12 protein-coding genes and 1 pseudogene are annotated in these 13,138 nt (G+C 71.8%); 7 read left to right on the top strand and 6 right to left on the bottom strand.

Annotated elements, in window-relative coordinates:
• Nucleotides 1-34: 34 nt before the first annotated feature.
• Entirely contained in the window at nucleotides 35-574 is a 540-nt protein-coding gene (locus tag LUU90_RS07770) for a MarR family winged helix-turn-helix transcriptional regulator (RefSeq protein ID WP_275002795.1), read from the bottom strand.
• A 102-nt stretch (nucleotides 575-676) separates the two neighbouring features.
• On the opposite strand from LUU90_RS07770, the gene LUU90_RS07765 reads away from it, so the two are divergent.
• Both LUU90_RS07765 and LUU90_RS07760 read left to right on the top strand, forming a co-directional pair.
• Complete coding sequence (locus LUU90_RS07765; RefSeq protein ID WP_275002794.1) at nucleotides 677-2,095, top strand: FAD-binding oxidoreductase; 1,419 nt, start codon at nucleotides 677-679, stop codon at nucleotides 2,093-2,095.
• Nucleotides 2,096-2,180: 85 nt separating this feature from the next.
• Nucleotides 2,181-2,900: a lytic polysaccharide monooxygenase auxiliary activity family 9 protein gene (locus LUU90_RS07760; protein ID WP_275002793.1), complete on the top strand. Its 720-nt coding sequence runs from the start codon at nucleotides 2,181-2,183 to the stop codon at nucleotides 2,898-2,900.
• A 44-nt stretch (nucleotides 2,901-2,944) separates the two neighbouring features.
• Here LUU90_RS07760 and LUU90_RS07755 read toward each other — a convergent pair whose 3' ends face one another.
• The 3 genes from LUU90_RS07755 to LUU90_RS07745 form a co-directional block, all read right to left on the bottom strand.
• Entirely contained in the window at nucleotides 2,945-3,538 is a 594-nt protein-coding gene (locus tag LUU90_RS07755) for a hypothetical protein (protein ID WP_275002792.1), read from the bottom strand.
• A gap of 618 nt (nucleotides 3,539-4,156) precedes the next feature.
• Nucleotides 4,157-5,089, bottom strand: coding sequence for an aldo/keto reductase (locus tag LUU90_RS07750; RefSeq protein WP_275002791.1), 933 nt, complete (start codon nucleotides 5,087-5,089; stop codon nucleotides 4,157-4,159).
• A gap of 34 nt (nucleotides 5,090-5,123) precedes the next feature.
• The gene (locus LUU90_RS07745) at nucleotides 5,124-5,984 is read right to left on the bottom strand and encodes an aldo/keto reductase (protein WP_275002790.1); all 861 of its coding nucleotides are present in this window, start codon (nucleotides 5,982-5,984) and stop codon (nucleotides 5,124-5,126) included.
• A gap of 103 nt (nucleotides 5,985-6,087) precedes the next feature.
• Here LUU90_RS07745 and LUU90_RS07740 point away from each other — a divergent pair, with 103 nt between their 5' ends.
• The 4 genes from LUU90_RS07740 (at nucleotide 6,088) to LUU90_RS07725 (ending at nucleotide 10,680) form a co-directional block, all read left to right on the top strand.
• Nucleotides 6,088-6,984: a LysR family transcriptional regulator gene (locus LUU90_RS07740; protein WP_275002789.1), complete on the top strand. Its 897-nt coding sequence runs from the start codon at nucleotides 6,088-6,090 to the stop codon at nucleotides 6,982-6,984.
• A gap of 166 nt (nucleotides 6,985-7,150) precedes the next feature.
• Nucleotides 7,151-8,602 (top strand): hypothetical protein, encoded by a 1,452-nt coding sequence (locus tag LUU90_RS07735; RefSeq protein ID WP_275002788.1) that lies wholly within the window; start codon nucleotides 7,151-7,153, stop codon nucleotides 8,600-8,602.
• 210 nt (nucleotides 8,603-8,812) lie between these two features.
• A complete protein-coding gene (locus tag LUU90_RS07730) occupies nucleotides 8,813-9,562 on the top strand; it encodes a sugar phosphate isomerase/epimerase family protein (RefSeq protein WP_275002787.1) in 750 nt (249 codons plus the stop codon).
• On the top strand, nucleotides 9,559-10,680 hold the full coding sequence (locus LUU90_RS07725) for a Gfo/Idh/MocA family protein (RefSeq protein WP_275002786.1): 1,122 nt from the start codon (nucleotides 9,559-9,561) through the stop codon (nucleotides 10,678-10,680). Before LUU90_RS07730 ends, LUU90_RS07725 begins: the two co-directional genes overlap by 4 nt.
• Before the next feature lie 207 nt (nucleotides 10,681-10,887).
• On the opposite strand, the gene LUU90_RS07720 is transcribed toward LUU90_RS07725, so the two are convergent.
• Nucleotides 10,888-11,568 carry a TetR/AcrR family transcriptional regulator gene (locus LUU90_RS07720; RefSeq protein ID WP_275002785.1) on the bottom strand — a complete coding sequence of 227 codons (681 nt, stop codon included), beginning with the start codon at nucleotides 11,566-11,568 and terminating at the stop codon, nucleotides 10,888-10,890.
• A 29-nt stretch (nucleotides 11,569-11,597) separates the two neighbouring features.
• Here LUU90_RS07720 and LUU90_RS07715 point away from each other — a divergent pair.
• A pseudogene (locus LUU90_RS07715) lies at nucleotides 11,598-12,269 on the top strand (NADPH-dependent F420 reductase); the annotation flags it as partial.
• A gap of 39 nt (nucleotides 12,270-12,308) precedes the next feature.
• Here LUU90_RS07715 and LUU90_RS07710 read toward each other — a convergent pair.
• Nucleotides 12,309-13,112 (bottom strand): SDR family NAD(P)-dependent oxidoreductase, encoded by an 804-nt coding sequence (locus LUU90_RS07710; RefSeq protein ID WP_275002784.1) that lies wholly within the window; start codon nucleotides 13,110-13,112, stop codon nucleotides 12,309-12,311.
• Nucleotides 13,113-13,138: the final 26 nt, after the last annotated feature.

The following is a 13,138-nucleotide window of genomic DNA, read 5'->3' as shown; positions in this document are numbered from 1 at the left end:
GGCAGCGCCTATTCCCGGAGCAGGGAACAGGCGTTTACTTCGGGCGGTTGCCGGGCCAGCCCTCCGGGACCGGTCCGCTCCCGCGGTCGGGCACGGCCTCGGCGATACGGCCGATCGTGTCCAGGAAGGCGCTGACGTCGGCCTCCTCCGTGCCGATCGCGCGCCGCAGGGTGCGGTCGAAGGTGATCGCCGCAGACTTGAGCTCCTGATAGAGGCTCTCGCCCGCACCGGTGACCTCGATGCGCTGCACCCTGCGGTTCGACTCCTCGCGGGTGCGGACCACGAGCCCGCGGTCCTCCATGCCACGCAGGTGGTGCGTCAGGGTGGCCTCCCGGATGCCGACGGCGTGCGCGAGCTCGCGCTGCGTGGCCGGCGTGCCCTGGTGCAGCGCGAGCAGGATGTGCCAGACCTGCCAGCTGCCGCCGTGCTCGGACAGCAACGCGTCGAACGCCCGCATCACACGCTGCATGGACTGCCACATCGTGGGCACGACCGGGGGCAGCCCCGGCCGGCTCGGCCCCGGACCGTGCTTCGTGCCGCCTGGTTCGCCGTCGGGCTGCCCGCTTGGTCGCATGGACGAAGGGTAGTTCGGTCGCCTCCGAAATGCATTGACGGCTAATGCTTAGATATCTAACGTTAGCGACGGCAGGTTCGGTATCTACTCGGAGGCTCGACGATGGCCACGCAAGAACCCAGCACCACCGGCACCACCGCACAGCTCACCGCCGACGCGCTCGACAGCGCGCTGGAACCCCTCGCGGCCGCGCTCGGCGACCGCCTGCTCACCCCGTCCGCCGCTGGGTTCGCCGAGACGGCAACCCTGTTCGTGGGCGGCCCCGCACGCACCCCGGCCGCCGTCGCGCGCGTCCGGACCGCCGACGAGGTCGCCACGGCGCTCGCCGTCGCACGCCAGACAGGCCTGCCGCTCGCCGTGCGCAGCGGCGGCCACCACCAGGCGCGGCACGGCCTGGTCGACGGCGGGCTGGTGCTCGACCTGCGCCTCATGGACGGCGTCGACATCGACGCGGCGGCCGGCGTCGGGCACGCGGGTGGCGGCGTCCTCGCCGGTGCCTACACCGCGGCGGCCGGTGCCCACGGCCTGGCCACCGGGTTCGGTGACACGGCGACCGTCGGCGTCGGCGGCATCACGCTCGGCGGCGGCATCGGCTACCTCAGCCGGCACGACGGCCTCACCGTCGACAACCTGCTGGGTGCCGAGGTGGTGCTCGCGGACGGCCGCGTGGTCGAGGTCAACGCCGACGCGCACCCCGACCTGTACTGGGCGCTCCGGGGCGGCGGCGGCAACTTCGGCGTCGTGACGCGCCTGGACCTGCGGCTGCGTGAGCTGGGCACGGTCACGGGCGGGATGATGATGTGGACGCCCGCGCCGGCCACGCTCGCCACCGTGCTGCGGACGTTCGCCGAGGGGCCCGACGAGTTCGCGGGCATGGTGAACGTGATGGTCGCCCCGCCCGTGCCGATGATCCCGGCCGAGCTGCACGGCACGCCGATCATCATGGCGCTGCTCTGCCACTCCGGCACCGCCGCCCAGGCGGACGAGGTGCTCGCACCGCTGCGTGCCCTCGGCACGATCCTCGACAGCGTCCAGGAGATCCCGTACCCGGCGATGTTCGAGGGCGCGGGCGGACCGCCGCCCGGCGGGATGGGTGACGCGCGGACCGGGTTCCTCGGCCAGGGGGCCTGGTCGCCCGACGAGGCATGGGCCGCCGACGTGATCGAGACGGTGGCCGGTGCGGGTGGCCCGGCCGCGGTGAACATCCGCGCCATGGGCGGGGCGATCGGCCGCGTCGACCCGGCGGCCACCGCCTTCGCTCACCGGGACCCGGCCTTCATGGTGACGGTCGGCAAGTTCGCATCCGCCGTCGAGGCCCTGCCCGCGGCGAGCGAGTGGGTGACCGCGAAGGCGGACGCCCTCGGTTTCAGCGGACGCGGCTACGTCAACTTCATGGGGACCGCCACGGAGCAGGACGTGCGCAACGCGTACCCCGAGGCGACGCTCGCAAGGCTCCGTGAGGCGAAGCGGACCTACGACCCGGGCAACCTGTTCGCGTCGAACCACAACGTGACGCCCTAAACGATTCGGAGGATTGTCCGGCCTTCGTCGGGCTCCGAGGATCGAGCACGACCGATCTCACGGAGCACCGACGAAGGAGCCGGACGTGACCCTCTACAAGACACTCGGCCGGGCGCGGGCGACGGCACTGGTCGCCGCCCTGAGCCTGCTCATGGCGGCGGCCATCGTCGTCGTACAGCCCAACCCGCCCGCCGCCTACGCGCACGGCGGCCTCACCTACCCCGAGACCCGTACCTACGCCTGCTACGTGGACGGGATCGAGAACGGCCAGGGCGGCGGCCTGAACCCGCAGAACCCGATGTGCCAGAACGCGTACGCCGAGAACGGCAACTACCCGTTCTACAACTGGTTCGGCAACCTGCTGAGCAACGCTGACGGGCGCCACCGGGAAGTGGTGCCGGACGGCCACCTGTGCGGTCCGCAGGAGGCGTTCTCCGCCTTCCGCGAGCCCGGCACCCAGTGGCCGACGACGACGGTCACGCCGGGCCAGACCATCACGTTCCAGTACAACGCCTGGGCCAAGCACCCTGGCACATGGACGCAGTACATCACCAAGGACGGCTGGGACCCGAACCAGCCGCTCGCCTGGGACGACCTGGAGCCCGTGCCGTTCGACGAGGTGACGAACCCGCCCCTGCGCCCGGGCGGTCCCCAGGGTGACGAGTACTACTGGGACGCCACGCTGCCGTACAAGTCCGGCTACCACATCATCTACTCGATCTGGACCCGGTCGGACAGCCCGGAGGCGTTCTACAACTGCGCGGACGTGGTGTTCACCGCTCCGACGTCCACCTCTCCGAGGTAGAACGACAACGGGGTAGAACCCCGGTGTGGGCGCGACCCTTGCGACTACCTGCGCTGCTTGGGCGCAAGGGTCGCGCTCACCACAAGGACGCAGGCGAGGGCGTAGCCGGCCACCTGCAGGAGGTTGAGCGTGGCCAGGAGACGCAGGCCGACAGCGGCGTCCTCCACCGTGCCGATGACGGCGGCGATCGCGACCAGGCCCAGCAGCACCGCCCCGGTCAGCCGGGTGCCGCGGCGCGGGAGGCCGACAAGGGCCGCCGCCAGCAAGGGCCCGAGACCGGAGACCAGGATCGGCAGCACGAGCTGAGGCATGAACGCCGGGTTCGAGGCGTGCATCGTGACGCCCGGTTCGGTCAGCAGGCGCAGCGCCGGGGCTGCGAGCACCAGGGGGACCGCCGCCGCCCAGCGCAACGTCGCGCTGTGGGCACCCGGACGGAGCAACCCGGTCCAGGCGAGCGCGAGGCTCAGGCCGAGCGCGACGAACGGCACCGCGTCCTCGGGGCCGATCGTGCCGCCGGCTGCCGTACGGCTCACCAGCAGGGCGATGACCAGAAGGCCGGAGCAGACGGTCGCGGTAAGGAGCGCACCCCGCGACCTGAGGCTCGCCGCGCCGGCCGCGAGCACGAAGACCGCGGGCAACGACGCGTCGACCAGCAGCCCGACGGTCCGTGCGCGAGGTGATCCACCAGGCCAGGAGCAGGCCGGCCAGGGCCAGCAGCAGCTGGGCCGGGCCGGACCACAGGCCACCGGTGCGGTCGATGGTGGGGAGGCCGCCGCTCGCCGGCAGGCCGAGCGCGATCAGTGCCACGAGGTGCAGCAGGGTGCCGACGCTCACGACGAGCAGAAACGTCCGCGACCCACGAGTCACCGCGGCGGCCGCGAGGACGAGTGTGGTCACTGTCAGCACCGGGGCGACGGCGGCCAGCACGATCCAGCTGTTGGTGTAGTACGCCTGGGAGAAAACGGCCTCGGGGAGGCCGAACAGACCCGACACCGCGAGCAGGAGGGCGGCGGCCAGGGTGAGGACGCTGGTACGGCTGGGTCGCGGCGGTTCTGCGCGCGGGCCCGGCGGGAGAGCGGTCATGGGCTCACCTTGGCAGACGGGGGTCTCGACAGGTTCGACCGGCGGGGCTCGACCCGCGGTGGGACCACGTCTGCGGGGTGTGTTGCCCTGAGTAGACCGTGTCTACCCAGGGCAACACACCCCGCAGACCTGCACTCACCTCGCCGACGGACTCGATGTCCCGGCGAACAGCGTCACGGCACCGTGTAGCCCGCGGCGCGGAACATCTCGTACCACTCGGCCCGGGTGAGCGGCAGGTCGGACCCGAGGGCCGCGCCCGCCACCCGCTCGGGATTCGTCGTCCCGAGGACCACCTGCATCTGCGCGGGGTGGCGCGTGATCCAGGCGGTGGCGACGGCGATCGCCGGCACGTCGTACTTCGCGGCGAGCCGGTCGATCACGGCGTTCAGCTCGGGGTACTCCGGTGAGCCGAGGAACACGCCGCTGAAGAACCCTGCCTGGAACGGCGACCAGGCCTGCACGGTGATGTCGTTCAGGCGGCAGTAGTCGAGCGTGCCGGAGTCGCGGCTGACCGACTGGTCCACGGCCTGCATGTTGGCGGCGACTCCCTGCGCCACGAGCGGGGCGTGCGTCACGGACAGCTGGAGCTGGTTCGCGACGATCGGCTGCGACACGGACTTCCGGAGCAGCTCGATCTGGCCCGGCGTGTGGTTGGAGACGCCGAACGAGCGCACCTTGCCCGCCGCCGACAGCTCGTCGAACGCGCGTGCCACGTCGTCCGGCTCCACGAGGGCGTCCGGGCGGTGCAGCAGCAGGATGTCGATGTAGTCGGTGCCGAGCGCGGCGAGCGAGCCGTTCACGGACTCGACGATGTGCTCGTACGAGAAGTCGAAGTACGGGCCCTCGCCGACGATGCCGGCCTTGGTCTGGAGCACGATCTGCTCGCGCTCGGACGACGTCAGCTGCATCGCCTCGGCGAACCGGGTCTCGCATCCGTGCAGGGCGGAGCCGTAGACGTCGGCGTGGTCGAAGAACGAGATGCCGGCGTCCCGTGCGGTCTTGACCAGGGTGCGCACCTCCTCGTCCGTCTTCTCCTGGATGCGCATGAGGCCCAGGACGACGTTCGGGACGGTGAGCTCCGTTCCGGGCAGGGTGAAGGTCTTCACGGGTTTTCTCCTGTGGTGGTCGGTCGTGGACGGCTCAGGCCGCGGAGAGCCGCGCGACCTCGTCGGCGGTGAGCTGGAGCTCCGCCGCCGCGGCGGAGTCGGTGATGCTGGCGGGCCGCGACGCCCCGGGGATCGGCACGACGACGGGGGCGAGCGCGAGCTCCCAGGCGAGCACGACCTGGTACGGGCTCACGCCGTGGTCGGCGGCGACCTCGGCGAAGGCGGCGTGGCGGGTGGCGAGATCACCGGCGTTGGAGATGCCGCCCAGAGGGCTCCACGGCAGGAACGCGATACCCAGCTCGGCGCACAGCTCGAGCTCGGGCTCCGACGAGCGGAACCGGGGCGAGAACTGGTTCTGGACCGAGACCAGGCGCCCACCCAGGATGTCCTGCGCCTGCCGGATCTGGTCGGGGTTCGCGTTGGAGATACCGGCCATCTCGATGACGCCGTCGTCGAGCAGGTCGCGGATCGCGCCCACCGAGTCCCCGTAGGGCACCTCCGGGTCGGGCCGGTGGAACTGGTAGAGGCCGATGGCCTCGACACCCAGCCGCTTGGCCGACGCCTTCGCGGCCTCCTTCAGGTACTCGGGCCGGCCGTCCTTGGTCCAGGACCCGTCACCGGGGCGCAGGTGCCCGCCCTTGGTGGCGACCAGCACGTCGGAGGTGTCGCCGCCGTAGGAGCGCAGGGCGGCGGCGATGAGCTCCTCGTTGTGGCCCACCTCGTCGGCGTGCAGGTGGTAGGCGTCGGCGGTGTCGATGAGGGTCACGCCGGCGTCGAGGGCGGCGTGGATCGTGGCGATCGAGCGGTCGCGGTCGGGTCGCCCCTCGATGGACATCGGCATACCGCCGAGACCGATCGCGGAGACGGCACGGCCGCCGATGGTGCGGTGCTGCATTGATAGCTCCTCGTGTCGCATCGGTTTCGAGCCTGAGACTAGGAAGCGATAACCTAGAAGTCCAACAACTCCTCATCATTATTCCTAGAACTGGTAGTGCTTAATGGAACTGCGTCAGATGGAGTACCTCGTCGCTCTCGCGGACGAGCGGCAGTTCACCCGCGCCGCCGAGGTCACCGGCGTCTCCCAGTCCGGGCTGTCCGCCGCGATCCGCAACCTCGAGGTCGAGCTGGGCACCAAGCTGTTCACCAGGACCACGCGCAAGGTCGAGCCGACCGAGGCGGGCCTGGCGCTGCTGCCCTTCGCCCGCTCCATGCTCTCCTCCGCCACGGAGGCGCGCGATGCGGTGGTGCAGGTCTCCCGCGAGCTCGCGGGGACGCTGCGGGTCGGGTCGGAGCAGTGCCTCGGCGTCGTCGACGTGAGCTCCCTGCTCGAACGCTTCCACCGGCGTTACCCGCGGGTGGAGATCGCGTTCACCCAGGCGGGCTCGCACGAGCTGCTGGCCGGTGTGCGCGACGGCGACCTCGACGCCGCGTTCGTCGCCACCTCTGACCACGTCGGCCTGCTGCCACGCACGATCCTGGGCCAGGAGCCGGTGGTGCTGCTGTGCCCGCCGGAGCACCCGCTGGCGTCGCGCCCGGCCGTGGACCGAGGAGAGCTCGGCGGTGAGCACTTCATCGACTTCCACCCGTCGTGGGCGGTGCGACAGCTCAACGACGACGCCTTCGACGCGCGGGGCGTGCACCGCCGGGTGCGGTTCACCGTGAACGACGTGCACACGCTGCTCGACCTGGTCGACCGCGGCCTCGGCGTCGCCCTCGTACCGCGCCACGTCGCGGCCAAGCCGCAGGCGGCTCGCCTCGTGGCGGTGCCGGTCGCGCCGGACGGCGCGGCGGACTGGGTCGTCTCGGTCGTCACCTCGGTGGAGCGTCAGGACTCGCCTGCCCCCCACCTCGTGGAACTGCTCGACGACGCCCCGGCCGGTGCCCCGGTCGGTTAGCGCTTCAGGACCGTTCCGGGCGCTTCGGTCGTCGCCGAAGGCTCTTGTCGTCAGCTGGACACGCTGGTCTCGTGGTGCGCGGAACGGCGATGAGTACGCCATCGGTGGCTCGTCGAACCCTGCAGGAGGCGCGCAGCGAGCGTGCCGCTCACCGAGGAGTGACACCATGAAGCATGTACGACCGGCGGCCGTGGCATCGGCCCTCGCCCTGATCGTGACGGCATCGACCCTGCCGGTCGCCGCCGTCGAACCGGCGCCCGGCGACGTCGTCGAGTACACCGGGACGATCGACGGCGCGGACTTCCGGGCCGTCGTTCCCGACGACTGGAACGGCACCCTCGTGCTGTTCGCACACGGCTACTTCCCCACGCAGTTCGCGCAGATGGACTTCGAGGTCCCTGACCAGCTCGCCAACAACCCCCGCGCCGAGGAGTGGCTGACCGGTCAGGGCTACGCGCTCGCCGGCTCGATGTTCGGCGACGACGGATTCGGCTACACGCTACCCGAGGCCGTCGACCACCAGGAGAACGTCCTGGACTGGTTCGCCGACGAGATCGGCGAACCCGAGACGACGCTCGCGAACGGCCAGTCCTTCGGTGGCGCGATCGCGGCCCTGCACGCGGACCAGGACCCGCGCGTCGACGGCCTGCTCGGAACGTCCGCCGGATTCGACCCGGTCGGCGGCTGGGACGCCGCGCTCGACGTGCAGTACGCGGCGATGACCCTGCTGTTCGACGACCTGGTCGACGAGAACGGCAACCCGGTCGAGATCGTGAACCCGACCTACCCCGAGGCGTCGCAGGCCGCCCTGACGGGTGCCGCGTACGAGGCGCTGGGCAAGCCCGAGGCGTTCGACCCCGAGGCGAATGCCCGCATGGCCCTCGCAGGATCGTTGGCCCAGGTCCCCGCCTGGTTCGACTTCGCGACCCCTCGCCCGGGGGACCCGCTGGAAGCCGCCCACGCGCTGAGCGGATGGGTGGCGAACGCCTACCTCATCGGGCACGGGCCCGCGGACCGGGCGCACGTCGCGGAGGTGTTCGGGGGGAATCCGTCGACGAATGCCGACGTCGACTACCACGAGCTGTTCCGCCGGTCCGCGGAACGCCGCACTGTGGAGGCGGCATACGTGGCCGCGGGTCTCGGCAAGGACCAGCTCCGGGCGGACCTCGATGCCCTGGCCGCCGGAACGCGGTACGACGCCGATCCCGCCGCGCGGGCACGGATGGCCGAGCACACCTCCCCGGGCGATCTCGATGTCCCGATCCTCACGGTGCACACCACCGGAGACGGTGGCGCCCCGGCCGCCGACGTCCGGTCCTACACCGACCATGTTCGCGCCGAGTGCGGGGACATCCGCAACCTGTGGGTCGCGCGTGGTGGACACCCGACGGTGACCGCGGCAGAGGAGATCGTCGCCGTCCAGGCGCTCGAACACCGCGTACGGACCGGCACCTGGCCGCCGCTCAACCCACGCGCCACGGGTAGGTCTGCCGCAGCTCTGCCGGCGGAGACCCAGGTCGTGGCGACGTGGAACGAGCGCTTCGAGACGATCTTCGTGGACGCTGACGCGGAGTTCACCCGGTACGTTCCGCCGCGCGCACCCCGCGCGACGTACTGAGTGCTGATCGCTCGCCGGATGGTCCGCCGATCACTGTGTGCCGCACCCGCCCGCGGGCTTGAGGTCGGGCGTCACGCCGGGCGGACTTCCGCGAGAACCTTCCACTGTAAGAATTTCTCGGTACGATCGTCGCGCGGTGCCTCGGGCCGGGCTGCGACGGAGCGGTCAGGTCGGCGCCGCCCTTGTACACGTGTCGAACGAAGGAGTTCCATGCCGACGACGAAGCCGACCACCTCAGTACAGCTCTACTCGGTGCGAGACGCGGTCGCCGAGGACCTGGACGGTGCCGTGGCGCGCCTGGCCGAGATCGGGCTCCAGCACGTGGAGCCGTACGCCTTCCACGAGCGCACCACGGAGTACGGGCGTGCGTTCGCGGCGACGGGACTGACGGCGCCGTCCGGGCACGCGCCGGTGATCACGTCGGACATCCCGGAGGCGATCTTCGACGCCGCGGCCACGCTGGGCATGGCCACGGTGATCGACCCGTTCGTCCCGGCGGAGCACTGGCAGACGGCGGGGCAGGTGGCCGACCTGGCCGAGCGCGTCAACGGGCTCGCGGCGCTCGCAGCCGAGCGCGGCCTGGAGTTCGGGTACCACAACCACGCCTGGGAGCTGAGCACCCGCATCGAGGGCAGGCATGCCCTGGAGGTGTTCGTGGGGCACCTGGACCCGGCCGTGGTGCTGGAGGTGGACACCTACTGGGCGGCGGTCGGAGGGGCCGACGCCCCGGCACTGCTCGGCACGCTGGGCGACCGGGTGCGCCTCATCCACGTCAAGGACGGCACCCTCGACGGCGACGTCCAGGCGCAGCAGCCCGCGGGCTCCGGCGCGGTGGACGTCCCCGCGATCCTCGCCGCGGCCCCGCAGGCCACCCGGGTGATCGAGTTCGACGCGTACGCCGGCGACGTGTTCGCCGGCATCGCGCAGTCGTTCGCCTGGCTCGCGGAGAACGACCGATGACCGGGGGTGCGACCCGGTCGGAGGCCGCAGGCGTCGGCATCATCGGAGCAGGCAACATCTCGACCCAGTACCTCGAGAACCTGGCCCGGTTCCCCGACGTCGAGGTCCGGTTCGTCGCGGATCTCGACCAGGAGCGTGCCGCCGCACAGGCCCAGGCGTTCGGGGTTCCCACCTCGGGGACCGTGGACGAGCTGCTGGCCCGCGAGGACATCGACGTGGTCGTGAACCTCACCGTGCCCGCGGTGCATGCCGACGTCGGGCACCGCATCCTGGCCGCCGGGAAGCACGTCTGGAGCGAGAAGCCGCTCGCCCTCGACCGGGACGCGGCGGCCGCCCTGCTGGCGGACGCCGCGGCCCGCGGCCTGCGCGTGGCGTGCGCCCCCGACACGGTGTTGGGCGCGGGCATCCAGACCGCCCTGCGGGCGATCGCGCGCGGTGACATCGGGGAGCCGCTGACCGCGACCACGATGTTCCACGTGCCCGGTCCCGAGGCATGGCACCCCAGCCCGGACTTCCTGTTCGCGGTCGGCGGCGGGCCGCTGTTCGACATGGGGCCGTACTACATGACCACGCTCGTGCACGTGTTCGGGTCGGCGACGCGGGTCCAGGCGGTGGCCTCGACCTCCCGCCCGACCCGCACCATCGGGAGCGGTCCGCGGGCCGGCGAGGTGTTCGACGTGCTGGTGCCGACGCACCACGCCGCCCTCATCGAGTTCGGCCCGGGGCGTTCGGCGCAGTCGACGTTCTCGTTCCAGCACGCGCTGAACCGGTCGGGGTTCGTGGAGATCAACGGCACCGAGGGCACGATCGTCCTGCCCGACCCGAACAGGTTCGACGGCGACTCGACCCTGTGGCGGTACGGGTCGGACGAGCCGACGGCGCTCCCGGCGGCCGGTCCGGAGCTCGGCCGCGGCGCCGGGGTGGTCGACCTGGTGCGCTCGATCCGCGACGGCGGCACCGAGCGCGCGTCCGGGGCCGTGGCGGCACACGTGCTGGACATCCTGCTCGCCGTCCGGGACGCGGCGGACGCCGGCAAGCCCGTGGAGATCGACTCCGCCGTCGGGCCGGTCGCGCCGCTGCCGGAGGGCTGGGACCCGACGGTCGCGTCAGCGGGGTAGGTCGGGCGGGGATAGGTCGGGCGGCCGAGTGCTCGTTCCCCGGGGCGGGGGCTCGGTATACCTGGCGGGCAGGTGCCGGATCTCGTGAAATGCGTTCAGCTGAGGACCGAGTTTGCGGGCTGGGCTGATCTGTTCAGCTCAGGCGAACTCCGCGGGGCTGAGCCGAACGTTCTTCACGAGACCTGGCACCCGCCGATCGGGTGTGCCTCACTCCTCGGCCGGTCGACCCTCGGCCGGCCCAGCAGCTCCGGCCTGCCCAGCCGCTCCGGCCGGTCCGGCGGCCGGCATGAGCCGTTCCAGCAGCTCCAGCGAACGGCGGACGTCGACGTCGTCGGGGGCGAGCAGCCACTGCAGCTGGAGGCCGTCGGAGGCGGCGACGACCAGCGCGGCGGCGTCGTCGGGGTCGATGTCGGCGGCGATCGCGCCGGACCGCTGCCCGGCGCGGATCCGCTCGGCGAGGTCACCCCGGACCCGCCGGTACCGCGCCTGGACGAACTCGCGCGTCGCCGGGTGCTGCTCACCCTGCAGGGCGTCGGTGGTAAGCGTCGCGTAGAGCTCGACCAGGCCCGGGATGGAGCGGTTGCGTTCGGCGCTCGCCTCCATCATGGCGACCGCCGAGGCTGCTTCGGGCGCCGACCGTTCCTGCGCCTGTGCCTCATGGACCCGGGACTCGTGCGCCCGGTAGACCTCGACGAGCAGCTCGTCACGGTTGGCGAAGTAGTAGCGCAGGGCGGCGTGCGAGACGCCGATCGCCTCCCCGATGGCGCGCAGCGACGCGCCGACGCCGCGTTCGGCGAACAGCTCCATCGCGCTGAGGAGGATCTGGGCGCGTCGCTCGGGACCCTTCCGGTACGTCCGCCCGTGGGAGCCCGCATCGCCGTTCGCCATGGACGCCATCGTACGAAGGACCCTGGAATGCGGCGCAGCCCTCCGAAGTTACCCCGCACATGAGCACTTTCGGCATCATCGGAGCAGGAAACATCGGCAGCCAGGTGGCACGCCTGGCGATCGCACAGGGCTATGACGTGGTGATCGCGAACTCACGCGGTCCCGAGACCCTCGCGGACCTCGTGGCGGAGCTCGGCCCGCGAGCCCGGGCGGCGACGGCCGAGGAGGCGGCGGAGGCCGCCGACATCGCGCTCGTCTCGGTACCGCTGAAGGCCTACCAGAACCTCCCGGTCGAGCCGCTGGCGGGCAAGGTCGTGCTCGACACGAACAACTACTACTGGGAGCGCGACGGCCGCATCGAGGCGCTCGACCGTGGCGAGGCGACGGTCTCGGGCCTGTTGCAGGAGCACCTGCCCACGTCGAAGGTCGCCAAGGCGTTCAACCACATCACCGCGGCGACCATCACGACGGACGGGAGCCCGGCGGGTACGGAGAACCGCCGGGCCCTGGCAACGGCGAGCGACCACCCGGAAGCGATCGACCTCGTCACCCGTTTCTACGACGCGGCAGGCTTCGACACCGTCAGCATGGGCCCGCTCAGCGAGTCCTGGCGCACCGAGCGCGACCGTCCTGCCTACGGGCCGCGCCAGAACGCCGACGAGCTGCGGGCCAACCTCGCCAAGGCGCAGCGCGTCCTCTGATCCGCGGCGAGGCTGATCCGCGGCGTCGCGTTCGGGGCCTCAGGCCCCGAACGCCTCCAGCGCCACGGGCTCCCACTCGCGCCAGGTGCGCAGGCGCTCGGCGTAAATCTCCTCGACGTCGGCGAGCGGCCTGCCGAGGAACACGTGCAGCGGCGCCCGGTCGGCGTCGGCGATCCGGAGCAGCGCGGCCCGGGTCGCGTGCGGGTCGCCGATCTGGAAGTCGGGGGCGGTGGCCGTCCGCACGTCGGCGTAGTCGGGGTGGGGCGCGCTGGTGTGCGCGGCCGTCGCGAAGCCTGTGGCGTACGGGCCTGGCTCCACGTTCGTGACCTGGACGCCGAACGCGGCGACCTCCTGCGCGAGCGACTCGGTCAGGCCCTCCACGGCCCACTTGGACGCGTGATAGGCGCCGAAACCGGGGTAGGCGCGGACTCCGCCCTCGCTGGTGACCTGCAGGATCCGGCCCGAACCCTGCGCGCGCAGGACCGGCAGGACCGCCTGGGTGACCCAGACGGTGCCGAAGAAGTTGGTCTCCATCTGGGCGCGCAGCTCGCGTTCGGTGACCTCCTCGACCATGCCGAGATGGCCGTACCCGGCGTTGTTCACGACCACGTCGAGGCGGCCGAGGTGCTCGACGGCCCGCCCGACGGCGTCGAGCACAGCGGACCGGTCGGTGACGTCGAGGCTGATCGGGAGGACGGCCTCGCCGTACTTGCTGACGAGCGGCTCCAGGGTGCTGGTGTCGCGGGCGGTGGCGGCCACGTGATCACCCCGCTCGAGCGCCGCCTCCGTCCATTCGCGGCCGAGGCCGGTGGATGTTCCGGTGATGAACCATGTCTTGGGCATGCCTCCATCGTGCGGCGCCCCAAGGC

Origin of the sequence: Promicromonospora iranensis (assembly GCF_028994775.1) — a bacterium.
Classification (GTDB): domain Bacteria; phylum Actinomycetota; class Actinomycetes; order Actinomycetales; family Cellulomonadaceae; genus Promicromonospora; species Promicromonospora iranensis_A.
The sequence above is the reverse complement of the archived record's forward strand: the minus strand, read 5'-3'. Positions and strand labels throughout refer to the sequence as shown.